Origin of the sequence: Variovorax sp. KBS0712, from assembly GCF_006323185.2 — a bacterium.
In the GTDB taxonomy this organism is placed as follows: Bacteria; Pseudomonadota; Gammaproteobacteria; order Burkholderiales; family Burkholderiaceae_C; genus Variovorax; species Variovorax boronicumulans.
Map to the genome: position 1 here is coordinate 1,480,668 of NZ_VCCD02000002.1, position 23,510 is coordinate 1,504,177.

General features: G+C 69.2%; 17 protein-coding genes. 3 read left to right on the forward strand and 14 right to left on the reverse strand.

Annotation, left to right across the window (positions count from 1 at the left end; all coding sequences use genetic code 11):
- Nucleotides 1-122 precede the first annotated feature (122 nt).
- The 14 genes from FFI97_RS23925 to phnD (FFI97_RS23995) form a co-directional block, all read right to left on the reverse strand.
- Nucleotides 123-1,256, reverse strand: coding sequence for a hypothetical protein (locus FFI97_RS23925; protein ID WP_139702126.1), 1,134 nt, complete (start codon nt 1,254-1,256; stop codon nt 123-125).
- 27 nt (nt 1,257-1,283) lie between these two features.
- Nucleotides 1,284-2,033, reverse strand: coding sequence for a hypothetical protein (locus tag FFI97_RS23930; protein ID WP_062482983.1), 750 nt, complete (start codon nt 2,031-2,033; stop codon nt 1,284-1,286).
- 30 nt (nt 2,034-2,063) lie between these two features.
- Nucleotides 2,064-3,647, reverse strand: a complete 1,584-nt coding sequence (locus tag FFI97_RS23935; RefSeq protein WP_139702127.1) for a murein transglycosylase A — start codon at nt 3,645-3,647, stop codon at nt 2,064-2,066.
- A gap of 55 nt (nt 3,648-3,702) precedes the next feature.
- Nucleotides 3,703-5,616: a serine/threonine-protein kinase gene (locus FFI97_RS23940; RefSeq protein ID WP_139702128.1), complete on the reverse strand. Its 1,914-nt coding sequence runs from the start codon at nt 5,614-5,616 to the stop codon at nt 3,703-3,705.
- Between the two features lie 709 nt (nt 5,617-6,325).
- Complete coding sequence (tagF, locus tag FFI97_RS23950; protein WP_139702129.1) at nt 6,326-6,958, reverse strand: type VI secretion system-associated protein TagF; 633 nt, start codon at nt 6,956-6,958, stop codon at nt 6,326-6,328.
- Nucleotides 6,955-10,560, reverse strand: a complete 3,606-nt coding sequence (gene tssM / locus FFI97_RS23955) for a type VI secretion system membrane subunit TssM (protein ID WP_139702130.1) — start codon at nt 10,558-10,560, stop codon at nt 6,955-6,957. Before tssM ends, tagF begins: the two co-directional genes overlap by 4 nt.
- A complete protein-coding gene (locus tag FFI97_RS23960) occupies nt 10,557-11,903 on the reverse strand; it encodes a DotU family type VI secretion system protein (RefSeq protein ID WP_139702131.1) in 1,347 nt (448 codons plus the stop codon). Before FFI97_RS23960 ends, tssM begins: the two co-directional genes overlap by 4 nt.
- Before the next feature lie 32 nt (nt 11,904-11,935).
- Nucleotides 11,936-13,267 carry a type VI secretion system baseplate subunit TssK gene (gene tssK / locus FFI97_RS23965; RefSeq protein ID WP_095743395.1) on the reverse strand — a complete coding sequence of 444 codons (1,332 nt, stop codon included), beginning with the start codon at nt 13,265-13,267 and terminating at the stop codon, nt 11,936-11,938.
- A 209-nt stretch (nt 13,268-13,476) separates the two neighbouring features.
- Nucleotides 13,477-13,983: a hypothetical protein gene (locus FFI97_RS23970; RefSeq protein ID WP_139702132.1), complete on the reverse strand. Its 507-nt coding sequence runs from the start codon at nt 13,981-13,983 to the stop codon at nt 13,477-13,479.
- Between the two features lie 182 nt (nt 13,984-14,165).
- Complete coding sequence (locus FFI97_RS23975) at nt 14,166-15,200, reverse strand: DUF6708 domain-containing protein (protein WP_139702133.1); 1,035 nt, start codon at nt 15,198-15,200, stop codon at nt 14,166-14,168.
- Nucleotides 15,197-15,382, reverse strand: a complete 186-nt coding sequence (locus tag FFI97_RS23980; RefSeq protein ID WP_139702134.1) for a hypothetical protein — start codon at nt 15,380-15,382, stop codon at nt 15,197-15,199. The genes FFI97_RS23975 and FFI97_RS23980 overlap by 4 nt, the downstream gene beginning before the upstream one ends.
- Before the next feature lie 113 nt (nt 15,383-15,495).
- Nucleotides 15,496-15,873 (reverse strand): DUF2628 domain-containing protein, encoded by a 378-nt coding sequence (locus tag FFI97_RS23985; protein ID WP_139702135.1) that lies wholly within the window; start codon nt 15,871-15,873, stop codon nt 15,496-15,498.
- Nucleotides 15,874-16,133: 260 nt separating this feature from the next.
- Nucleotides 16,134-17,171, reverse strand: coding sequence for a phosphate/phosphite/phosphonate ABC transporter substrate-binding protein (gene phnD / locus FFI97_RS23990; RefSeq protein ID WP_260685128.1), 1,038 nt, complete (start codon nt 17,169-17,171; stop codon nt 16,134-16,136).
- Nucleotides 17,168-18,217 (reverse strand): phosphate/phosphite/phosphonate ABC transporter substrate-binding protein, encoded by a 1,050-nt coding sequence (gene phnD, locus FFI97_RS23995; protein ID WP_139702136.1) that lies wholly within the window; start codon nt 18,215-18,217, stop codon nt 17,168-17,170. The genes phnD (FFI97_RS23990) and phnD (FFI97_RS23995) overlap by 4 nt, the downstream gene beginning before the upstream one ends.
- A gap of 164 nt (nt 18,218-18,381) precedes the next feature.
- Between phnD (FFI97_RS23995) and FFI97_RS24000 the strand changes: the two genes are divergently transcribed.
- The 3 genes from FFI97_RS24000 (at nt 18,382) to FFI97_RS24010 (ending at nt 23,508) form a co-directional block, all read left to right on the forward strand.
- On the forward strand, nt 18,382-20,289 hold the full coding sequence (locus FFI97_RS24000; RefSeq protein ID WP_139702137.1) for a hybrid sensor histidine kinase/response regulator: 1,908 nt from the start codon (nt 18,382-18,384) through the stop codon (nt 20,287-20,289).
- Nucleotides 20,290-20,515: 226 nt separating this feature from the next.
- Nucleotides 20,516-21,523: an ABC transporter substrate binding protein gene (locus FFI97_RS24005; RefSeq protein ID WP_260685129.1), complete on the forward strand. Its 1,008-nt coding sequence runs from the start codon at nt 20,516-20,518 to the stop codon at nt 21,521-21,523.
- The gene (locus FFI97_RS24010) at nt 21,520-23,508 is read left to right on the forward strand and encodes an ATP-binding protein (RefSeq protein ID WP_260685130.1); all 1,989 of its coding nucleotides are present in this window, start codon (nt 21,520-21,522) and stop codon (nt 23,506-23,508) included. Before FFI97_RS24005 ends, FFI97_RS24010 begins: the two co-directional genes overlap by 4 nt.
- The last annotated feature ends 2 nt before the right edge of the window (nt 23,509-23,510 follow it).

Genomic DNA, 23,510 nt, shown 5'->3' on the forward strand with positions numbered 1-23,510 from the left:
TTCCCCCGCTGGGGGAAGGCTGGGATGGGGGCAGGCAGAGCGCCCGATGGATGCGCCGCTTGCCCCCACCCCTGCCCTCCCCCAGCGGGGGAGGGAGAAAGACGGGGGCCGCGCGGCGCGTGTCATCGCTGCTCCGAAGCCGGCCCGGCTGATGCAACCAACGGCGACGCCGCAAGCACCGACAAGCCGCCGACCGGATCGGTCACGCGCAGGCGCCACACGCCATTGGGCCCCGGCCCGCCGACCACTTCGGCCGACATCGTGCGCAGCAGGCGATCCGCTTCATCGATGCGCACGCCGTCCTTCCAGCGCACGACCAGGTTCGCCTGCGCCGCGACCGGTGCAGTCGGCACCGAGCGGAAACGCACGTCGTCGTCTTCGGTGGTGCTGCGCCCACCGATGAGCGCGACGTTCTGGATCACCGCGAACAACGCCACCGCCGCGAAGGCCGGGCGCGCCCAGCCTTCGGCGCCGAACCAGCGGCGAATGCTGCCCCACCAGCCGTCCTCGGGCCGTGGCAGCGGCCGGGCGGGCGATGGCGGCGGCGCGGCGGGGGCCTCCTCCTGCGGTTGCGCCAGCGCACGGCCCAGTTGCAGGCCGGCATCGCGGTACAGCGCCTGGTAGTCGGTACGCGGGTCCTGCGGGCCCAGCGGCGTGCCCGAGAGCACCGAGAACGCGCCGGCCACGCCGCGCAGCGCGATGCGCCCGGGCTCGGGCGCGATGTTGGGCGCCACGTGCGCGGCCCATTCGTCGTGCACCGCGCGGATCGCGGCGAGCCGCGTGGCCGACACCTCGCCGAGCACGCGCGCGGCCAGCTGCGGGCTGGGCTCGAGCGTGAGCACGTTCCAGGCCTGGACCACGCCGAACATCGGCTCGAAGGGCTCGTCGTCGGGCTCCAGCAGCACGTCGAAGGGGCCGGCCCAGTCGGGCTCGCCGGCGGCCATCCAGCCCTGCCAGAGGTCGCCGTGGATGCAGCGGTCGAGCAGCACGCCGAGCAGGCGCCCGTCGTGCACCACGCTCACGAGGCGGCCCGGCGCCCAGCGCGCGGTGAAGGCGCGCCGGGCGACAGCCTCGCGGCGCCGGGCCAATTCGGTCAAGGGGAGCAGCAGGTCCGACGCCACCGGCGTGCCCGCGCCCGCGCTGTTGCCGTGCGGCATCGCGACGGGAGCAGCGTCCGGCGCGGCATCGCCGGGCGGCGCGCCGGTTTCGAACGCATGGCGGATCACGCTGAGCGGGGGCCAGAGGTCGGTGGTCATGGCGTCTGTTCCTGAATGGCTATGTCTTCAGACATAAGACGCTTCAGCCCCGAGGATTTTGAAAACCTGCAGGATCGCCGCCATGTTGTCGGCCTCGATCGCGATGCCCAGGGTCTGGCCGATCCAGCTGCCGATGCGGGTCTGCGCATAGCCGGCGCCCAGCCCTTCGCGCTTGTGCACGAGGCCCAGCCGCCCGGCGCGGTAGTGGTACGAGGCGATGGCATGGCGCGAGGCCACGCCCGACAACCCGCCCTCGGCCTCCTGCCCGAAACCTTCGCACAGCAAGATGCGCTCGGGCTCGGGCAGCCCGGCGATGAAGGCGCGCGCCGCCAGCTGCACGGCCTGCGCGCTGAGGCCATGCTCGGCCAGGCAGCCGTCGAGGTCTTCGCCCGGGCCAAGTTCGTCTTCGAGCTGGGCCTCGGTGATCTGGTCGCCGATGGAGACCTTGCGGCGAAACGAACTGGCGCGCGTGCAGTCGATGAGGTAGCGGCGGAAGTACGCGCACAGCGCGAAGGCGGTGGACGGTGCGCTGTGGCCGGCGCGCTCTTCCGACTCGTCGGGGTCGGCGTCGAGCCGCAGCACCTTCACGTAGATGAACTGCGCCACCAGCTCCTGCCGCCCCTCGCCCAGCACCTGTAGCTCGGGCGGATTGCAGGCCACGAGCGCATCGCCCACGATGCGGTACATGGTGCCCATGTCGTCCGAGGACAGCGTCTGCCGTCGCCGCCAGAGGCGGACGAGTTCAGAGCTCTCGGCGGACGAAAGGGTTTCCTGCATGAAGGGCCAAGGGGGTCGAGAAAGGTGAGGTCAGTCGTCGACGCAGACGCCTTCGGTCGGAACGAGGCACTGCGGAAGATTCGCGCCGACCGGGCCACCCCGCGTGCGGATCGCACCCGACACCGCCGCCTGCGCCACGGCCAGGCCGCGCGGCAGAAGAATCCACAGCTGCCCGCGCTCCTTCATGCGGCGCGCGTTGGTGGCGGCCTGCTGGCCGTTGCCGAAGAAGTAGTCGGCCCGCACCGCGCCGCGGATGGCGCCGCCGGTGTCCTGCGCGATGGTCAGGCGCTGCATGGGCGCGCCGCTGCCGGGCGTGCGCGTCGACACGAACACCGGGTAGCCCAGCGGCGTGCTGCGCGGATCGACCGCGATCGAGCGGCCGGCCGACAGCGGCACGCCGAAGGCGCCCACCGGGCCGCCCGCGGGCGAGGTCGATTCCTTGAAGAACACGTAGCTCGGGTCCTTGATGCCGGAGCCGGTCACCGCGCCGGCCGTGCGCCGCCCCGGCACCACCACCGCGCCGCTGGCCGTGGGCCGCGCCAGCGTGAAGCCGCGCGTGCGGATCACGCTGTTGTCGATGGCGCCCGTGTCTTCGTCGTCGCCGTCGTCCAGCGTCAGCTCGAGCGAACCGCCGCGCACCTTCACGGCGCTGCGCGGCTTTCCGTTGGCCGCCTGCGCGATGGTCGGGCGGAAGGGCTGGCCGTTCTGCTCGGCGTAGGCCACGCGCACCACCTCGCCGCTGGGCAGCTTGATGCGGCCCGAGCCCTGGATCTGCATCTCGTACAGCGCCGTGGCGCTGCTCACGAAGGCCAGCACCTTGGCGTTGGGCGCGCCCTTGGTCTCGATCTCTTCGCGCGTGTAGTACGGCAGCAGGCGCTTGCCGTCGATGCGCAGGCGCACCTTGCGGTCGAGCGTGTCGCGGGTGATGGCGGAAAGGTCGAGTGCGTACAGGCCCGGTGCGCCCATGTCGCGCGTGTTCAGGCCGGTCTGCACGATCACGTTGCGGCCCTCGACCTTCGCGGCCACCGTGCCGCCACCGGCCGGGAGCTTGCGCGCATCGACGAACAGCATGTCCTCGGGCTGGCCGTAGACCGGGTAGATGAACGGCGCGACGTAGGTGCGGCTGCCGGCGATCTCGGGCTCGAAGTAGCCGGTGACCACGCCGTCGGGCTTGCGGTCGTCGTCGCGGATCTGGTACGCCGAGAACTCGCTCTCGAAGAAGCCGCGGATCGCCTGCGTGCTCTTGCCGTCGACCTTCAGCGCGCGCTCGCACACCTCTTTCCACTCGGCGCCGCGGCCGTTGAGCACCTTGCAGCTGCCCAGGAAGGCCGGCCAGCTTTCCGAGAAGTCGTCGCGCGCCCAGCCCGGCACGGCGTCGAAGCCGACCGAGGTGTAGGTGGCGAGCTGGGTCGAGAAGGTGCGCGCCTGCCCGGCCACGCTGCCGCCGGTGGGACGGGCCGGTGCGGTCGCGGGATCGGCCGTGGTGGGCGCGGTGGTGGCCGTTCCTGTGGCGGTCGGCGGCGTGTTGGCGCAGGCGGCCAGCAGCACCAGCGCGACCACGGCGGCCGTTCGGCAAAGGGGAAGCGCGAAGTGCGGCGACGGTGACGTGTGCATGAAAGTCTCCTGGTCGTGGAAAGGGGGCCGAAGGCGGCCGACGCTCTACAGACGATTACTTCTCGACGATTTTGAAATTCGCGACGCCATAGACGTCGTTGCACGGCGGGGCGCCCGGCGCGCAGACCGGTTTGCCCAACAGCGGCGACGGCCCGGTGCCGCGCGTGGCTTCAAGTGCCGCGAGCACCGGCAGCGGGAACTGCGGGAACACGCCTTCGTTCTGCACGCCCGAGGCGCCGAAGTCGCGCTCGTGCTCGCTCACGAGCACCGCGAACTGGTTGGTGCCGGCCGGCCCGCCGGCGTCCATCGGCCAGGAGGCACGCGGCAGCGCCAGCGCGGCGTTGGCGGTGATCTTGTTGTACTTGTCGAGCAGGTTCGGGAACAGCAGGAACATCTCGCCGCCGCTGGACAGCAGAAACACGTAGACGAAACCGTCGCGCTTGCTGCGCACCTCGAAGGCCAGCTTGTCCTTGCCGATGGCGACCTCGGCCTTCTTCGGCGTGGCCGTGACGTCGAAGCCCGGGGCGGCGCCTGCCGCGAGCGATTGCAGTGATTCGGCGGGGGTGCGTGGCTTGGGAGGCGGCGGGGGTGGAGGTGGCGGTGGGGCCTCGGCGACCTGGGCGGGGGTGTCGGGTGGGGGCGCGGGTGTGGCGGTTTGCGCCGTCTTGCCGGCATCGCCTTCGCTGCCCGAGCGGCCGAGGAACCACCAGCCGCCACCCGCTGCGACGACCAGCACGGCGGCGGCGACGGCGCCGAGGACGGCCTTGTTGCTGCCACCGCCCTTGCTGTTGTTAGCAACAGGTGCCTTGGCGGCGATCGGCTTGGGCATGTGGGCCGTGCCGATCACGGTCGGTGCATCGGCGCCCGACTGACTGCTTCGTGCACCCGACGGCGGCACGGTGCGCGGCGTGGGCGCGATGCTGTGGCCGACCTCCAGGCCCAGCGCCGCGCGCAGCTCCGCCATCGACTGCGGCCGTGCTTCGGGCCGCACGCCCAGGCCCGCATCGATCGCCGCAAGCAGCCGGTCGCTGTAGCGCTGGCGCAGGATGTCGTTGCCCGCGAGTGGCACGTAGCTGTCGGACAGCAGCCGCGCCACCGAAGGCGGCGGCGCGCGGCCGCACACGGCGACGTGCATCACGGCGGCGAGCGCGTAGACGTCGGTCCAGGCGCCCTGCGACATGTCGGGCATCTCGGCGTACTGCTCGATGGGCGCGTAGCCGGGCTTGAGGATGACGGTAATCGCCTGCGTCTTGTCGGTGATCACGCGGCGCGCGGCGCCGAAGTCGAGCACCACGGGGCGGCCGGAGCCTTCGAGCAGGATGATGTTGTCGGGGGCGATGTCGCGGTGGTAGCAGTGGGCGTTGTGCATCACGGCGAGGGCTTGCGTGACGCCGTCCATGATGCGGGTGAGCCAGGCTTCGTCGACGCCTGTCGGGATCGCTACGAGTGCCTCTCGCAAGGTGTCGCCCTTGTAGAAGGGCATGACCATGTAGGTGGTGCCCTTTTCTTGCCAGAAGCGGTAGACCTTGAGTAGCGAGGGGTGGTCGAACTGGGCGAGGAGGCGGGCTTCGTTGATGAAGCTGCGCATGCCTAGGTCGAAGGTTTCTCTGTGGCGTTCTGAGAGGGGGACTACGGTGCCGTCTTGCTGTCTTGTGGAGAGCGAGGTTGGGAGGTATTCCTTGATGGCGACTACGCGTTCGAGCGTGTGGTCCCAGGCCTCGTAGACGACGCCGAAGCCGCCTTGGCCTACGACTCGGGTGATTTCGAATTCGGCGAGGCGGCTGCCTACGGGGAGGAGGCCGGCTTCGTGTGTGCCTGTGGCGGGGCTGGTGACGGGGGTGCCTGAGGGTGTGGTGAAGCCGCTGGCTGTGATGACGGTGGCGCCTGCGTCGGTGCCGCCTGTGGATGGCACGGGCCTTGAGACGACTCGGGTGCGGTCGTCTTCCGGGGGGAGGGCGTTGTCGGTCATTGACCTGCTCCTGCTGGGCGAACGCCTTTTTGGGGTTGCTTTCCGGGGCCGGGTCTCGCCCCGGCAGGCGACCTACTTTTCTTTGCTTCGCCAAAGAAACGTAGGCAAAAGAAAGGCGACCCTGCTGTCTGCGTCCCTCCGCTTCGCTGCGGGCAACCTGCGGTGCTCACGTTTCGCGGGGTCTCGCCCAAACTCGCTTCGCTCAAACAAGGGCGAGCCCTGATCCGCGAAACGCTGCGCTCCTCGGCGCATACAGAAGGGGTTTGGATACCAACAGGCCATCGCTTCGCTCGGCCAGTGGGCTGCAGCAGGCGCTTTGCGCCTGCTGCAGCGGGGATTGGCAGTGGCGTTGGCGCTGGCACCGACATTGGCGTCCGCAGAGAAATGCGCGCAGGCGAAGCCGCGCGCATGGGCGTTGGATTGGGCTGTTGGTATTGCAGGGCCGAGCGCAGCGACGGCCCGAGTTCCCCCTCCCCTCTGGCTGCGCCGAGGAGCGCAGCGTTTCGCGGATCAGGGCTCGCAGCTGTTTGAGCGAAGCGAGTTCTGCGAGACCCCGCGAAACGCGAGCACCGCAGGTTGCCCGTAGCGAAGCGAAGGGTCGCAGACAGTGGGGTCGCCTTTCTTTGCTTACTTTCTTTGGCGAAGCAAAGAAAGTAAGTCGCCCGCCGGGGCGAGACCCAGCCTCGGAAAGAAAAAGAAAGCACCGCCTTCATTCCCCACCCCCGAGAAACAAAGCCTCGAACTGCAAATCCCGAGGCAACCCGGTAGCCAACATCCGAACCCCACCCTCCAAGCCAGGCGTCTCCATCCAAAGCGAAGCCCCAGCCAGTGGCAACTCAAGCGACCGCATCTCAACAGAAGCCCCACCAGAAGCAGCGTCGACAAACAACCGACTCAGCACCGCATCAAACCGCAGCGCATCCAAATCCCCTTCAAGCCCTTCCAACACGGCCTGCGTCCCCAACGCCCACCACCGAAGCGCAGCAACAAGCGCCTCTCCATGCAGCGCACCAGGTACGCCTTCATCCAATTCAACGGCGAGAGTGAACGGAAAGTACCGCCCCACCCCATCCACCGAAGGCATCAACACCCCCATCCACCCCCGCTCCCCCACCACCTGCGCCCCCAGCGCAAAGCACCACACAGGCGCTTCCAGGTAGTGCGAAGTCCAATCCGCATGCCGATCCCGCAGCCGCGCCAGCCCGCGTTGCAACCACGGGTCCCAGACCGAGCGAAACGCCTCCGGCAACCGCCGATGCGCAAAGTCCCCCATCCCCGGCAACTTCCCGAACCAGCCAGGAAGTTCACCGGAAACAAAGAGCGAAGAAGAGGCCAAGCTCACAACCCCTCCGGACAAGAAAACTCCCGCAATTCCTTCAACCGGATCGGATGCTGCACGCTGTTCGTCGTCACCTCGAACCGCGTCTTCCGCGCCCCCACCTGGAAGGTGATGAAGAACTTCTCCGGCGCATCCCCCGCTTCGAGCTGCCCGTCATCCAACGTACGGAACAAAGCCCAAGGCCCATCCATCGCCGACCCCGAACTCCCCGTCGTCGACGGCGGACTCACCTGAACGCGCACCTGGTTGCTCCCCTTCGGCCCCGGCCACTGCACCGCCATCGGCACCACCGGCCCGTGCGCGTACTTCACCAGCTGCCCGTCCACGTCGAGGATGAACTGCGTGATGCCCGCGTCCATCTCCACCGGCTTGAAGTCCAGCCGCATCGACGGCCCGCGACCGCCGCCGCGGAAGAAGATGTCCTTGATGCGCGCCGCACGCTCGAACTGCGCCAGCGCTTGCGTGGTGATCGCGCCGCGCTCGGCCACGGGCTTGTAGCGCCACGGCCGGGTGCTGGTGTCGACCAGCGCGGCCAGGCGCTTCTGGAAGAAGTCGTCCATCAGGCCGCCGGCGCCGAACATCTGGCCGAAGTCCTCGGGCAGCACGTCGCGCTTGCTGCTTTGCACGAACGGGTAGCGGCCCGCGATGGCGCGGTTGCAGAACTCGGTCACGGGGCGCAGGTCCTGGCTCAGGTTGCCGCGCTCGGCCACCTGCGCCTGCGCGGCGCCGGTCTGGCTCAGGTTCTCGATCATGCTGCGCACCGGCTCGGGCAGACGGCCTGCGTCCGACTTGAGCTTGCCGGCCACGTCGCCGGGCGGCGGCGAGGTGCGGCCCTTCACGGCCGTGTCGACGGCGTTGAGGTACACGTACACCTCGTTGAAGAGCTTGAGCGCGTCGTCGATCGGCGCCGGCTGGTTCGGACCGCCCGCGGTGACCAGACGGCGCAGCGACTCGAAGCGGTCGTCCACGATGCTCTCGATGCGCTTGCCCGGCGCCACCTGCTTGCCGGGGTCGCTGCCGAACAGGTCTTCCAGGCCCTTGCGCGTGTTGCGCACGGTCTCGGTGGCCTTGCTGACCACGTCCTTGTTGGCATCGGCCGCGGGAATCAGCGTGGTCTGCTTGACCACCGCGCGCAAAAAATTCGCGAGCGGCGAATCGACACCCGAGAGGATCCGCGCGGTCTCGATGTTCTTCTCCAGGCCGCTGACACGGATCAGCCGCACGTCGGCCAGCAGCGCTTCCCACTGCTTGACGTACTCCTCCAAATACAGGCGACGCACGCGGTCGGTGAGCGCGCCGAGCGCTGCGGCATCGCGCAGGCGCTCGCTGGCGTTGCGGTCCTGCCCCAGCACCCACGGGTCTTCGGCGGCCAGCAGGCCGGTGAGCACCACGACCTCGTTCTGGAAGCGCTTGTGATACCCGTCGTAGGTGAACATGCCCGGCACGCCCTCGCTCAGCGGCTTGCCGCTGATGCGCTCGAACACCAGCGGGCCCGAGGGGCCGGTGGCCTGCGCCACGCTGAAGCCCGGGATGTCCTTGGTGGCGCGCTGGCGCTTGAGGCGGCTGAACACGCGCTGCTCCAGCGGGTAGCTCGCGAGCACGGCGCGCACGCTGCGCACCAGGTTCTCGTCCATCTTCAGCGGCGAGCGCGGCGGGCCCTGGGCGATGAGCACGTCGAGCTGGTCTTCGAGCGCCTTGCGCTGGTCCTCGGGAATGCCGCGGTCCAGGTTGCGCGCCCAGTCGAGCGTGATCCAGGCCTTCAGCGCCTCGGGGTCGAAGCGCTCGGGCTGGTAGAGCATCAGATAGCTCTTGAGGGCTTCATAAGTGAACTCGAGGTTGTCCTTCTGCGCGGTGCGCAGCTGGTCCTCGATGCGCTTGGCGATCTGCGGCAGGAAGGCGTCGTTGAGCGCGCGCTGGTGGGTGAGCATCGCGGCAGCATCGAGCTTGTCGCCCTGGTACAGGCCCAGCGTCATCGACAGCGGCTCGTCGCCTTGGCGGTTGTCGGGCGTCTTCCAGATGTCGCGCAGGCCCTGCAGCACGGGCGCGACCTCGACCAGGTTCTGCACGCGCGTCGGCAGCGCGGCCAGGGTTTTCTGCGCGGGCTCGACGCGGGCCTCGACCGACTTCAGGTAGTTGTTGTTCTGCCAGGTGCTGTAGCCCCAGGCCGCGAGCAGGCCGACGGTGAGCAGCGTCATGGCGGCCACACCCGCCAGGCGCAGCGTGTTGCGGCGGCGCTCCAGCTTCACGTCGGCGCCGGCCAGGCGCTGCTCGGGGAACACCACCTCGCGCAGCAGCGCGGTGAGGAAGTAGCTGCGTCCGCTCGACTTCTGCGGCGCGAGCATGGCGCGCTCGATGCCGAAGCTGCGCGCCAGGCTGCCCATCACGCGGTCGATCGGGCTGCCCTCTTGCGTGCCGCTGGTGAAGTACACGCCGCGCACCCATGGCGGTTGCGCAAAGCGCGAGCCGGTGAACACCTGTTCGAGCAGGTCAGAGAGCAACGGGCCGACCGAGCCGAACTGCGCCGGAAAACCGAAGATCGCCGCGCGGCGCGTGCCGTCGGTCTCGCGCTGCATGCGCGCGATGAGGCCATCGTTGATGCGGTTGTGCAGCAGGGCGAACTCGCGGTTGAAGGCGGTCGACAGGGCCTTCTCTTCGCGCTGTACGTCCTCGTCCGCCGGCAGCGTGAAGCCGAAGACCTGCGCGCGCTGCTCCTTGCCGAGATCGTCGAAGTAGTCGGTGAAGCCGTAGAGCAGGTCGCTCTTGGTGACGAGCACGTACACCGGCAGGCGCGTGGTGAGCTTGCTGTCGAGTTCGAGCAGACGCGCGCGGATCGAGGCTGCGAGCTGGGTGCGCGCCTCGGGGCCCTGGCTCAGCAGGTCGCCCACGCTCACGGTGAGGAACACGCCGTTGAGCGGGCGGCGCGGGCGCGCCTTCTTCAGCAGGCCGAGGAAGCCTTCCCAGGCGCTCTTGTCTTCCGACTGGTGGCTGTCCTGCGTGGTGTAGCGCCCGGCCGTGTCGATGAGCACCGCTTCGTCGGTGAACCACCAGTCGCAGTTGCGCGTGCCGCCCACGCCGCGGATGGCGCCGGGGCCGAACTTCTCGGCCAGCGGAAAGCTCAGGCCCGAGTTGACGAGCGCCGTGGTCTTGCCCGCGCCCGGTGCGCCGATGAAGACGTACCACGGCAGGTCGTACAAGTAGCTGCCGCCCGAGATCGACAGCCAGTCGCGCCAGCCCGGCTTCTTGCCGGCGGCATGCAGGCGCATCTGCTTGAGCGTGGCGACGGCTTCGCTGAAGCGCGTGTCGAGGATCTTCTGTTCGCCGTCGACCGGCGCGCCGGCCTTGGCGGCGGCCGGCGCCTTCATGAGGCCGTCGGTCAGGTGCTGGCTCGCGCGGCGCGCGCGCCAGCGGCGGTACAGCGCGCGCAGCACGACGATGAGCACGATCACGCCGATGACGATGGCGCGTGTCATCTCGCCTTCGAGCGGCGCGAGCGAACCGATCTTCACCAGCGGGCCGATCCACCAGATCAGCAGCGCGACGACGATCAGGGCGAGCAGCGTCAGCAGCAGCGGGCTGAACAGGAAGCCGAAGATTTTCTTGATCATTTCGTCGCTCCTGGAACGGGAGCAGCCGGTGCAGCAGCAAGGCGCTCGGGTTCGGTCAGCAGCACGATGTCGACGCGGCGGTTGCGCGCGCGGTTGGCCGGCGTGTCGTTGGCCACCACGGGCTCGGCGTCGGCCTTGCCGTCGGAGCGCATGCGCGCGGGCTCGACCAGCGTGGAGAGCGCGCCCTTCACCGCATCGGCGCGCGCGGCCGACAGGTGCCAGTTCGACGGATAGCGCAGCGAGCGGATCGGCTGGTTGTCGGAGTGGCCGGTGATGAGCACCTCGCCCCTCACCTCGGCCAGCGCCTGACCGATGCGGCGCAGCACCGGCAGCGAGGCCGCCATGGGCTCGGCGCTGCCCGAGCCGAAGAACGAATCGCCGCGCAGCCGCACCACGCTGCGGTCGGCCTCGTCGGTCACGGTGACCAGGCCCTGCTTGATCTCGGGCTCCAGGAAGCGCGCGAGCCGCGGCGACTTGGCCGGCGCGGCGGGCGGCGCGATCTGGATGTTGGGCACGCGCAGGCTCGACACGGCCGCGTAGGTGGTGTCGGAGCGGTGGTTGAGCGTGAGCCGCAGGCCGAACCACGCGAGCGCCAGCAGCAGCGCAAAGCCGGCCGCGAACACCCACAGCGGCAACGATTCGCGCAACCGCACCGTGCCCGCGCCCTGCCCGCGCCAGTGCGGCGACAGCTCGGGCTCGACGGCCGGACGGTCTTTCGCGATCAGGTCGGCCAGGCGCTGGCGCACCGAGTCGAGCTGTGCGCGGCCGTTGTCGACCACGCGGTAGCGGCCTTCGAAGCCGAGCGCGAGCACGCTGTAGATCAGCTCGAGCAGCTGGCGGTGCGTGGGCACGTCTTGCGCGAGCTTGGCCAGCAGCTGGAACACCTTTTCGCCGCCCCAGGTCTCGTTGTGGAACTGCACCAGCAGGCTCTGCTTGTTCCAGCCGGCCTGCACGCCCCAGGGCGTGTTGGCCACCGCCTCGTCGAGCGCAGTGCACAGCACATAGCGCGCGGCCAGCACCGACTCGTTGCCCACGCCCGCGCGGCGCGCCGCGGCATCGAACTGGTTCACCGCATCGGCGGTGGACGCGCGCAGCGCCGGCACATTGGGCGGCTGCGCGAGGTTGCGCAGCTTGCCGATCAGCACCAGCAGCTTGCCCGCGGCCGACACCAGCGGATTGAGCAGGCCGATCTCGCCCACCTCAGCCACGGGCGTCGGATCGGCGCCACCGAAGAACGGCGCGGGCGCCGGTGCTGGCGGCGTGCCGCCCGGCGTGCGCGGCTTGGGCTTGATGACCGTGCGCTCGGACTCGAAGGCGGCAAAGGGGTCGGGAGGGGTGCTCATGGTGATGTTCCGTTTCCGTCAGCCACAGGCGGCTAGGAACGAATGGCCCAGAACGCCAAGTCGAGGCCGGGGAAATCGCCCGCGATGTGCATCGCGATGCCGCCCGATTGCTCGAGCTGGCGCCACAGGTCGCTGTTGCGCGTTTCGAGTTCGAAGTAGTTGGCGCCCGTGTGGAACGGAATCTGGCGCGGCGCCACCGGCATCGGCGTCAGCGTCACGCCCGGCAGCGCGAGGTTCACGAGGTCGCGGATCCGCTCGACCGGGCCGATCTTCACCTGCGTGGGGAAGCGCGCGCGCAATGCCTCGCTCGGCATGTTCGCGTTAACCGCGAGCACGAAGGTCGCCTTGCGCTGCAGTTCGACGTCGGTGACCATCGCCACGCGCACGCCGTGCTTGCGGTCGTGCAGCTCGATGCGGATCGCCGACTGCTCGAACACCATCGACAGGCTGCGGCGCAGGTCGTCCATCACCGGGCGGAAGCTCAGCGCCAGGTCGTCATGGATGTAGGGCCCGAAGCGCGTCACGCGGCGCGTGTCGCGGAAGCTCGCGAGGTCACCGGCCAGCCCGAGCGCGTGTTCGAAGAAATGCTGCGGGTGCAGCATCGCGCTCTTGGCGAGATGCGCAAAGATGGCTTCGTTGCGGTTCACGGCCTGCAGCAGCATGAAGTCGGCGATCTCGGCCACGCCGCCCGTGCCGCCCTGGGTCATGCGCCCCGCCAGCGCCTCGCCACGCTGGCGCAGCAGGCCCAGCAGCTCGTCGAGCCAGGCGCGGATCACCGCGTGGCCGGCCACGTCGAGCAGCGGCGGCAGCATCGCGCGATCGAGCTGCACCTGGTTGTCGACCCGGCGCTCGACCACGCGGGCCACGCCCAGCGTCGCCCAGGCATCGGTCGCTTCGCTGGCGCGCATCAGGCGCGTGTGGAGCTGGCCGAGTTGCAGCATCGCGGTGCGCTCGCCGGCCGTGTTGGAGTCGGGCACGTCCGACTCCAGCACGCGGTGGCGCACCAGCTCTTCGTATTCTTCGGCGTCGGCCTCGCGCGCCCCGGCGCGGCGCAGCGGCAGCGCAAGCACCACGGCCTCGTCGCGCATGGACGCAGGAATGTCGATGGGCTCGGGCAGCGGATCGACCGCCGGCATGTCGAACACCGTGCCGTCGCCGAAGATGCCCACCGCCCGCACCAGCGCCAGCTTGCCCAGCGTGAGCGCCGCCGCGTCGATCTCGACTTCGGCGAATCCCCAGGCGTAGGGCGTGGTGGTGCGCAACAGCACATGCCGCGCATGATCGGCATGGCGCTCGCTCTGCTGCAGGTGCTGAGGCTGCAACAGCATCCCCTCGCTCCAGACCACTTTGGTTCGCCAACTCATCCGCACTCCGTCAACGGCAAGGGTGCCGGGAAGAAAGAAGAAACACGAAGTTTCCGGCGCGGGGAGCGGGAGGCAAATCCGCCTTAAGGCCTAGCTAATGGCCTAGGTGGGGCGGGAGGGGGTACGGCGAAGGGAGTAGATGCGGGGCCAGCCATGGGCTGGTCGCACTGGCGGGATGCGGCCAGGAAGCGCGCTGTCGGCTCACCGGTTCAGAACTGGGGCGACGGGCCCGTCCGCACGTTCCGATCGGTATCGGAACGCAGGTTGAGCTCGTGCATCATGAACCCCTGCGAAAGATCATCCGCCTTGTGTCTTCGCAGCGACATCAGTCGATCACGCTTCAACTGCAAGGCGCCCAGAAGGATTCCGAAGGCGTCACCTACAAGCAAGTAGATGAGATAGATGCCAGGAACGGTTGCCACCACGAACAACATCAACGCCAAGGAACGTGCCATCCCTCCTGGATTGCTCAGTTCGATGAAATGCTCATTGAAATCGAATACTGCGCGCATTGATGAGAAGCTCGGTCGCGCGAAGGCCTCCTGCTCATCCCGCTCTTTTTTCGTTGGTTTTCGAGAACCCTCTTCTCGCCGAGCTGCCCCCTCTTTCGGACCATAGAGTCGCGTTTCCCCGGCAACATCCGCGTGATATTTCAATGCCGAATGAATACCTCGGCTTCGTTTTTCATGCTGAAACGCAGCCTCAAGAATAAACACGACATGAGCTCCTGAGCCAAGCCGGCAACAACGTTGGCCAACTGGATCTTCATGGAATCTAGGCCCTACGGATTTCGAAGCCCTGAAGCGCGGAACGAAAACAGAGGATCGCGAGCATGCGGCTGAACTTCCTGTGAAGAGATGTGGCAGCCCTACTCAGCCGCAATTGCGACAGAGCGCAGCTAGGAGGCATCTGCGGCACTTTCAATTTCCTCTGGAAACCGTGCCTGCCATGTCAGGCACTGCCCGAGGAAGTTGCCGATGAACATCAAAACGATCAGCGGAAGGATCAGCAGTGAGATGCCATCACTGATCTTCCCGATGAACCCTTCTTGCTGAAATGCTGGATACCACTGAGTCACGCTGAGCCACGCTTCCTTGATGCTGGGCCGATAGCCAATGACTGTCTTGGGTTTGGGCACCGCATCGGGCCCCTCCTCCATGTATCGACGGATGTACTCCCAGAATGTCATCCAATCGCCCACCGTCTTGAAACTGGTCCGTCGCCCGATGAACTGCATCGCACCGACCTTGCCCAGCTCCGTCTCACTTCCCCAGATCAGCACAGGCCAATGCATGAGGACGGCATTGGCGTCAGCGCTCTTGCTCAAGCTTGGGTCAGTATCAGACCAGTCGAAAACCATCAAGCCACCCGCGTACTTGGGGCGAAGCAAGTACACCTTCTGGGTTTCCCAATTGAATCGAAGACGGATCCAGCGTTGGGTGAGCAACTCGTAGCGGAAGAAATAGCGCTGCATTGCCCAAGTAAAGCCAGCCGCGAACACCGTGAATCCAATGGCATTGAGCAGCGCGACCAGTGCCGTGGTTCTAACCAGCACCGTTCCATCCGCACGATGCCCGGTCGAGTACAGAAAGATGACGTCCAACCATCCACTGGCGACAAAACTCCACGCCATCCAGTAGCACCCCCACCCAAACAACGTGGTGATGCCCCGGATGTCGTTGCTCCAAGTCCTTACCTCAAGCCATTTGTCGTTCCGGGCATGCAGCAAGCCTTGGTCGTCTGCCCGCTCCACGATTCGTTCGTGCCGATCGTAGGCTTGGGTGCTCTCGAGTTGCTGTCGAGTGAGCAGGAGCCCTCCCTTTCTTGCCTTGTTGATCGTTTCATCAGGGGTATGTCTGCGCCCCGATCGAAGCTCTTCCGAGGCCAGATCTTTCGCTGCTTCATAGTCGATTTTTTCGAACCAGTACATCATTCCTCTGTCACCTTGAAAGCGATGTACAGGGCCGTCAGCTCTTCACCGGCCTTTTCATAAAGCGGTTCGGACTGGTTTCCAGGTTTTGGCGGCAACCGAAAGCTCGACCGCTTGATCCATTTTTGAATTTCGTCGTTCCCGAGCTGTCCGATGATCCAGGTAATGGACAGCGTGCGCAGCATCGACGACTTCCTTGGGAGGAAAACAGGTCGCGCAGTTTGCGAGTCGCCTCGCGATCACACTGATAACAATCGTCAAACTCCACGCACACCTTGCGCCATGCGTGGGGTTTTTCTCAGAGCGTCCCGGGCTTCGCTACCGCTGCCGCATGCCCCTGAATCAGCGCCATCTCCACGTTGGCGGCTTGCACCACCGCAATCTCCTCATAGCCCCTGCGAATCTGTTGTCCCACGCGCAAGGCGTTCCCGCCGATGCCGAACCCCACCGAGACGATGACAGAAAGCACGTTGAGCAATCCATCCGCGGCCGCCGTTCCGATGGCGTCTTCTCCAGCGACGATGAGCGCCGCCAAGCCCAGAAGGCTCAGCCCCACCCACCACATGCGATGGAAAAGGGCCCAGAACGCCCCGAAGAAAAATCCCGGCCAGCTCCACCCGTCCTTGACGGCCTGCACACTGCCGAGGGGGTCCTTGAATATCTTGTAGGTCTTCATGGCGTGACTGCCTTCCCGATAGAGATCGTTGTTGTCGGATGTGGGCTCTCGCCCCGTCCTCTCTCCGACGCGCAACGCACACCGCGCAAAGCCGTTCGCAAGAACGCCCTCGCCAGCAGCCTTCACACGGAAAGAGGTCGCGCAGTGTGGAAGCCACCACGCGTTTGCATTGACAACAATGGTCGCCCGCCGCGACGTGTCTTCAGATACCCGCGCACAGCGAGTGATTTGTCATGGGCGCGGCCTGCGCGGGCCGTGCCTCAGCGCGAAGCGCTCGACGCCTTCAGCGCCTGCACCTGCGCCGCATACGCCTTCTCGATCCGCTGCAGCCGCTGCTCCCGCGCCGCATCGTTGACCCACGCCGCCGACAGCGCACGCTGACGGCCCAGCTGGTATTCCAGCTTCGCTTCCGGCAGCAGCGCGCTGTCGTCCGCCGCGACGTAGCCGTACGCCGCGCGCAGGTTCTTCAGCACCTCGCGCTCGGCGTCGGCGCGCGGGCCCTTGCCCTTGCCGTAGCCGACGAGGAAGGCCTGCAGCTTCGCCTGGAACTCGGGCGGGTAGTCGCGGCGCACCACCATCGGCGCGCCGGGCGGTGGCTCGGATTCCCAGATCACCTGCAGCCGCGCGGCCTCGACCGGGAACTGCTGGCGGAAGCGCTCGAAGTCGGTGGTGTTGTTGGTGGCCACGTCGGCGTCGCCGTTGGCCACGGCCAGCGCGGTGGCCTGGTGGGTGCCGACGAACTCGCTGCGAAAGCGGGTTTCCATCTCGATCTGGTTGGGCAGAAAGAGCTGGCTCTGCGGCACGATGAAGCCGGTGACCGAGCGGCTGTCGCCGCGCGCGAGCCGCCAGCGTTCAGGCTGGGCCAGCAGGCCCTCGAGCGTGTTGAGCGGCCCGGTCTTGCGCGCGAGCAGCACGGCGCGGTGCTCGGGCATGCCGTCGCGCCGCGCGATCTGCGCCACCACCTTCATGCGCCGCTGCATGACGGCGTCCAGCGCCATCTTGGCGGAGAGAAAGGCCATGTCGATCTCGTCGCGGCCGATGGCGCGGTCGAGCTCTTCGTACGACGGCACCGAGTACGCGCTGACGGGCAAGCCCAGCGCGCGGCTCATGTCGGCCATGAGCGGCGTCCACAAGGCACGCGACTCGACGGTGCCGCCCAGCGGCAGCACGCCGAAGCGCACTTCCTTGATCGCCGGTGCGCCCTTGGCGACGGGCGCTGGCGCAGGCTGCGCGCCCGCCGGCCATGGCGCCATCAGCGACGACGACAGGGCCAGCGCAAGCAGGGTCCGGCGGTTCAAGGGCTCACGTCCTTCAACACGGCGAGCTGCTCGGCATAGCCGCTCTCCAGGCGCTGCAGCCGCGCCTGCCGTGCCGCGTCGTTGACCCACTGCGCGGTCTTCGCGTTCTGCATCGCGAGCTGGTAGGCGAGCTTGGCGGCGGGCAGCAGCGAGCTGTTGTCGGCGGCCACGAAGCCGGCGAGGTCGTGCAGCGACTTGAGCACCACGCGCTCGGCGTCGCCGCGCGCTCCCTTGCCGCGGCCATACGCGACCAGGAAAGCCTGCACGCGCAGGCGCAGCTCGGGCGGGTACTCGCGGCGCACGACGATCTGCGCGTGCGGGATCAGCTCCGACTCCCACAGCACCTGCAGCCGCTGCGCCTCGGCCGGAAAGCGCAGCTTGAAGCGCTCGAAATCGGCCGAGTTGTTGGTGGCCACGTCGGCCTCGTTGTTGGCCACGGCCAGCGCGTTGGCCTGGTGGGTGCCGACGACCTCGCTCAGGAAGCGCGTCTCCATGACGATGTGGTTCGGTAAGAAGAACTGCAGCTGCGGCACGATGAAGCCCGACACCGACTGCCGCTCGCCGCGCGCCAGCCGCCAGCGCTCGGGCTGGTCGACGAGGTTTTTCAGCGTGTTGAAGGGCGGCGCCTTGCGCGTGAGCAGCAGCCCGCGGTAGCCGGGCAGGCCGTCGTGGCGCACGACCTGGGCCACGACCTTCATGCGCTTCTGGCTCACGGCGTCGAGCGCCATCTTTCCCGACAGGAACGCCATGTCGACCTCGCCGCGCTGGATGGCCTGCTCCAGCGCCTCGTACGAATTGACCGAGAGCACGCTCACCGGCCGCTGGATGGCGCGGCTGAGTTCGGCCAGCAGCGGGTCCCAGTCGCTGCGCGACTCGAAGGCCCCGCCCAGCGGCAGGATGCCGAAGCGCACCGGCGCATCCGCGGCGGGTGCCGGAGCCTGCGCCGCCGCCAGCAGCGGCAGCAGCAAGAGCCCCACGGCCAGCGCCAGGGCCGCACGGCGGCCGGTGCCGGGAAAACTGCCGAAACGACGCAAGAAGGCGTGCATGGAAGGAGCGGAAGACACGGGGCCCGCGGCGAGCCGGCGGGGTCTAACATGGGCGACGCGGACGCCATTACATCCCAAATGCGAGTCTTTCTCGTGATGTTTTTCCGGTCTTCCCTGTTCGGGGCCGTGGCCCTAAGCTCGCGCCCCATGCGTTCAAGGCCTTCATGAACTGGAACTTCCGCCTCCTGCGCGGGCTGGCCCGCCTCACCTTCGCCCAGCAGCTGATCCTGCTGGCGCTGGTGCCGGCGACGGCGGCCACGCTGGTGGCCATCGCGGTGCTCACGCGCCAGCACCTGGGCAACCTGACCGAGCTGATGCGCGCCAACGCGCAGACGGTGGCGCTGCAGGTGGCCACGGTGGCGCAGGCGCCGCTGTCGCGCATGGACCGCCGCGCGCTGGCGCGCACCGCGCAGACCGGCACCTACCAGCCGCACGTGCAGCAGGTGCAGATCTGGACGGAAGACGGCGAGATCGTCGCCAACTCCGAAACCGTCGACCGCCGCCGCGGCGAGGGCCTGCAGGTGGTGGTGCCGATCGTCAGCGACGACGGACGCCACAACGGCAAGGTGATGGTCGAGATCGGGCTGGACGCGGTGCAGAGCGCGCGCCGCTCGGTCTGGCTCAACGTGGCGCTGGTGCTGGCCATGAGCCTGCTGGGCGTGGGGCTGGCGGGCTGGTGGGCGGCGCGCCGCATCAGCGAGCCGATCCGCGCGCTGGGCGAGGCGGTCGACCGGCTCGGCGCGGGCGAGGCCGCCAGCGTGGCGATCGAAGGCACTTCGGAGGTGCGCCACCTGCAGCACGGCTTCAACCAGGCGGCGCGCGCGCTCGCCGAAAGCCACCGGCTGCTGCAAAGCCGCATCAACGAGGCCACGGCCGAGCTGGCGCGCAAGAACCAGCTGCTCGAGGTGGCCAGCCAGGCCAAGACGCGGCTGCTGGCCGCCGCCAGCCACGACCTGCGCCAGCCGCTGCATGCGCTCACGCTGTTCTCCGACGGGCTGGCCAATGGCGAGACCGACCCGGTGAAGCTGCAACGCATCGGCCACATCCGCGAGTGCGTAGATTCGCTCGACCGGCTGTTCTCGGAACTGCTGAACCTGTCGCAGCTCGACGCCGGCGTGCTGCAGCCGCAGTGGGCCGACTTTCCGCTGGACCGGCTGTTCGACGAGATCAGCCGCAACTTCCGCCCCGTGGCCGAGCAGCAGGGCCTGCGGCTGGTGGTGCGCAAGACCGAGCTGTGGGTGCGCTGCGATTACGTGATGCTCTCGCGCATCCTCAACAACCTGGTGTCGAACTCGCTGCGCCACACGGTCGAGGGCGGCGTGCTGATCGGCGCGCGCGCCCGCGGCAAGGGCGTGCGCATCGACGTGGTCGACACCGGCGTGGGCATTGCCGCGCACCACCAGGCGCGGGTGTTCGAGGAGTTCTACCAGGTCGAGCCGGCCAGCCGCAGCAACGCGCCCGGTGGCGCGCGCGGCATGGGCCTGGGGCTGGCCACGGTGCAGCGGCTGGCCGAGCTGCTGAACACGCGCGTCGAGCTCAGCTCGCGCCTGAACAAGGGCACCTGCGTGCGCGTGCAGGTGCGCGCGGCGCCCGTCGCTTTGCCGGCGCCGGTGGCGCAGGCCCCCGCGGCGGCCACCGCCGACGACGACAACCACGGCGAGAGCCTGGCGGACCTGCGCATCCTCGTCATCGACGACGAGCGCACGATCCTCGAAGGCCTGAGCGTGGTGCTGTCCAACTGGGGCGCCACCGTGCTGGCCGCGCAGACGCGCGCCGAGGCGCTGGCGCTGGCTGACGGCTGGGACACGCCGCCCGACGTGGTGGTGAGCGACCTGCTGCTGCAGGGCGGCGACAACGGCCTCGATGTGATCGCCGCGCTCGAGCGCCACCCCAACGGCATCGGCGCCGGCACCGCGCGCCTGCTGGTCACCGGCGAGACCAAGCCCGACCGGCTGCGCGAAGTGGCCGCCGCCGGCATCGCCGTGCTCTACAAGCCGGTGTCGCCGCGCGTGCTGCGCCAGGCGATCCAGGCGCAGCGCGCGGCCGCGCTGATGGTGGCCGCGGGCCTCTGACACGGTACCTTCCCGGTAGGCGCCGGGTAGTCCGTCGGACATAGACCAAGCAGCCGCCGCGGTGTGATCTTCCTCACACGCGCAGGCCCTCGCGCATGCGGGCATAAGCCCTCCGCCTTATCGCGGGAAACAGGGCGCGTCCTTACATTGGACCATTGCCTCTCGCTGCACAAAGCAGTCCATGTCCGTCGCTGTGAACCCTCCCATTCCGCTTTTCTCCGGAAGAGTGCACCGTGCTGTCCACGCGCTGCTGGCCTTCGGCCTCGTGCTGTGCCTGGCCGCCGCGCCGCGCGTGGCATCGGCGGCCACGCTGACGGTGCTCGTCGGCGACGACCAGGCCGCATCGGCCGAGTTCGTGCAGCAATTGCGCACCGGCCAGTCGGCCTCCGGCAAGTTCGAACTCGTGCGCATCGGACCGGGCGCCCCGGCCGCGGAGCCGGCCAGCACCGACACCGAGCCCGCCGCCAACACCGGCGTGCGCACGCGCAGCCTGCGCACCGCGAGCGATGCGGGCCTCACCGTGGCGGTGGGCACCGCCGCCGCGCGCGCCGCCCTCGAACGCCCCGGCGCCGAGCCGCTGGTGCTCGCGATGCTGAGCCGGCTCGACTACGAGACCCTCAAGGCCGCCAGCCCCGCTGCCCTGCGGCGCGGCGACCGGCGCGTGGGCGTGCTGCTGCGCGACCCGGCGATGGCCGACCAGCTCGCGCTGGTGAACGCCGTGCTGCCGCAGAAGCGCCGCCTGGGCGTCATCGCCACGCCCGAATCCGAACCGCTGGTGCGCGAGCTGCAGCGCGCCGCGCAGAACGCCAACCCGCCCTGGGACCTGCAGGTCGAGATCGCGCCCGACGCGCGCTCGCTGGCCGCCGCGCTGCGCGCGCTGGTGCCGCGCAGCGACGCCCTCATGGTGCTGCCCGACCTCATCGGCGACAGCCAGGCCGCCACGCTCTCGGTGCTGCATGCCGGCGCCGGCGCGGGCCTGCCGGTGTTCGGTGCCAGCGAGGGGCTGGTGCGCTCGGGCGGCCTGGCGGCGGCGGTCTCCACGCCCGGCCAGCTGGCCCAGCAAGCGCGCCAGCTCGGACAGAAAGTGGCCAGCGCCGGCAGCACCGGCAGCGGCCCGCTGGTGGAAGCGGCCACGCCGGCCACCGTGCGGATCAACGCGACCGTGGCACGCGGGCTCGGCCTGCGTCCGCCGGAGGAACGGGAGCTCACCGAACGACTCGCAGCCCCGCGATGAGCACCACACCGGTCCCCCCGAGCCCGCTGTCCCGCCCGACGGCGGCGGGAGCGGTCACGGCGACCGAATCCCCATCGCCCCCTCCACCACCGGCCGCCACTTCGCTGGTGGTGCGCGGCAACCTGCAGCGCGACCTGTTCCGCCTGGGCGTCGTGCCCTGCGCCGCGGTGGCGCTGGCGCTCACCGGCTGGTTCACGCACAACCGGCTGCAGACGCTCGAAGCCGCCTTCGATGCCGAAGGCCAAGCCGTGGCGAAGCAAGTGGCGGCGATGTCCGACCTGAGCCTGTACGCGGGCGACCTGCCGGCGCTGCAGAACGTGGCTTCGGCGGCGCTGCGCGGCGGGCAGGTGACGCGGGTGGAGATCAGCAACAGCGCCGGCGTGTACGTCACGGCCGGGCCGAAGAACGAATCGCTCGCGCAGCTGCGCATGTTCAGCGCGCCCGTCACCTTGCGGGAGGCCTCGCGCGCCAGCGCCTTCGCGCCGGCTGGCTCCACCACGGCGGGCGACACGCCCATCGGGCTGGTGCAGACCTTCCGCGACACCACCGCCTACACGCACGAGCGCAGCCGCTCGCTCATCGCCGGCATCGGCATCGCGCTGGTCGCGCTGCTCGCGGCCTGGGCCTCGGTGCGTCACATGGCGCGCACGGTGGCGCGGCCGCTGCGGCGCGTGTCGCGCACGGTGGCGGCGCTGGAGGCCGGCCACTTCGAGGTGCGCTGCGACGTGGTCGAAGGCGGCACGCGCGGCACGCACGAGCTGGCCGTGCTCGCGCACGACATCGACCGCCTCGCCGAACGCCTGCAATACAACCGCCAGGTGAGCGAGGAGCGCGTGCGCGAGGCCACCGCCGTCGCGCTGCAGCGCATGGCCGAGGCCGAGCAGGCCGCGCTGTCGCGCGCGCGCTTCCTGGCCGCCGCGAGCCACGACCTGCGCCAGCCGCTGCATGCCATGGGCCTCTTCATCGACGGCCTGCTGCCCAGCGCCACCGAGGCGCAGCGCCCGGCCGTGCTGCGGCTGCAGGAGAGCACCGGCTTCATGGGCGTGCTGCTGGACGACCTGCTCGAAATTTCGCGCCTCGATGCGCAGGTGCTCACGCCCGCCATCACGCGCGTCTCGCTGGCCGCGCTGTTCGACCAGCTCGACGCGCAGCACGCGCCCGCCGCCAGCGCGGCGCAGGTGCGGCTGCACTGGCGCGACCGCGGCCTGGCGGTTCGCAGCGACGCGGCGATGGTGCAGCGCATCGTCGGCAACCTGGCGGCCAACGCGCTGCGCCACGCGCCCGAAGGCGGCACCGTGCTGGTGGCCGCGCGGCGCAGCCGGGCCGGCGTGCGCATCGAGGTGCGCGACAACGGCGTGGGCATCGCGCCCATCCACCAGGGCCGCATCTTCGAAGAGTTCTACCAGGTGGCCAACACCGAGCGCGACCGGCGCCGCGGCTTCGGCCTGGGGCTGGCGATCTGCGCGCGCATCGCCACCCTGCTGGGCACCCGCATCACCGTGCGCTCGGCGCTGCAGGCCGGCAGCACCTTCGCGTTCACGCTGCCGCCCGCGCGCAAGGCCGACGTCGCGCCGCCCGAGCCCGCACCGGTGGCACCAGCGCCGCTGGCCGGACTGCGCTGCCTGGTGGTGGACGACGACCCCGCCATCCTCGACGGCACGCACGCGCTGCTCACGCAGTGGGGCTGCGAGGTCGAATGCGTCACCACCGGCGCCGAGGCGCTGGCGCGGCTGGGCACCGGCGACATCGTCTACGACGCCGTGCTGTGCGACCTGCAGCTGGCCGGCGACGCCGACGGCGTGGAAGTGATCGACGCCGCCCGCCGCCTGCAGCCCGGCGCACTCGCCGTGCTGGTGTCGGGCGCCACCGGGCCCGAGGTGCTGCAGCGGCTGCGCCACGGTGGCGTGACGCTGTTGACCAAACCGGTGGCGCCGGCCAAGCTGCGCGCACTGCTCACCACGCGGCGCCACGCGCCTGGCGCCTGACC

What these genes read in the sequence shown, in the direction of transcription:
- FFI97_RS23985 (WP_139702135.1), bottom strand. Translation starts at nt 15,873, where the DNA reads ATGAAGACCTACAAGATATTCAAGGACCCCCTCGGCAGTGTGCAGGCC.
- FFI97_RS23980 (WP_139702134.1), bottom strand. Translation starts at nt 15,382, where the DNA reads ATGCTGCGCACGCTGTCCATTACCTGGATCATCGGACAGCTCGGGAAC.
- FFI97_RS23940 (WP_139702128.1), bottom strand. Translation starts at nt 5,616, where the DNA reads ATGACCGACAACGCCCTCCCCCCGGAAGACGACCGCACCCGAGTCGTC.
- FFI97_RS23960 (WP_139702131.1), bottom strand. Translation starts at nt 11,903, where the DNA reads ATGAGCACCCCTCCCGACCCCTTTGCCGCCTTCGAGTCCGAGCGCACG.
- FFI97_RS23975 (WP_139702133.1), bottom strand. Translation starts at nt 15,200, where the DNA reads ATGATGTACTGGTTCGAAAAAATCGACTATGAAGCAGCGAAAGATCTG.
- tssK (WP_095743395.1), bottom strand. Translation starts at nt 13,267, where the DNA reads ATGAGTTGGCGAACCAAAGTGGTCTGGAGCGAGGGGATGCTGTTGCAG.
- FFI97_RS23925 (WP_139702126.1), bottom strand. Translation starts at nt 1,256, where the DNA reads ATGACCACCGACCTCTGGCCCCCGCTCAGCGTGATCCGCCATGCGTTC.
- tssM (WP_139702130.1), bottom strand. Translation starts at nt 10,560, where the DNA reads ATGATCAAGAAAATCTTCGGCTTCCTGTTCAGCCCGCTGCTGCTGACG.
- FFI97_RS24010 (WP_260685130.1), top strand. Translation starts at nt 21,520, where the DNA reads ATGAGCACCACACCGGTCCCCCCGAGCCCGCTGTCCCGCCCGACGGCG.
- FFI97_RS23930 (WP_062482983.1), bottom strand. Translation starts at nt 2,033, where the DNA reads ATGCAGGAAACCCTTTCGTCCGCCGAGAGCTCTGAACTCGTCCGCCTC.
- FFI97_RS23935 (WP_139702127.1), bottom strand. Translation starts at nt 3,647, where the DNA reads ATGCACACGTCACCGTCGCCGCACTTCGCGCTTCCCCTTTGCCGAACG.
- FFI97_RS24000 (WP_139702137.1), top strand. Translation starts at nt 18,382, where the DNA reads ATGAACTGGAACTTCCGCCTCCTGCGCGGGCTGGCCCGCCTCACCTTC.
- phnD (WP_139702136.1), bottom strand. Translation starts at nt 18,217, where the DNA reads ATGCACGCCTTCTTGCGTCGTTTCGGCAGTTTTCCCGGCACCGGCCGC.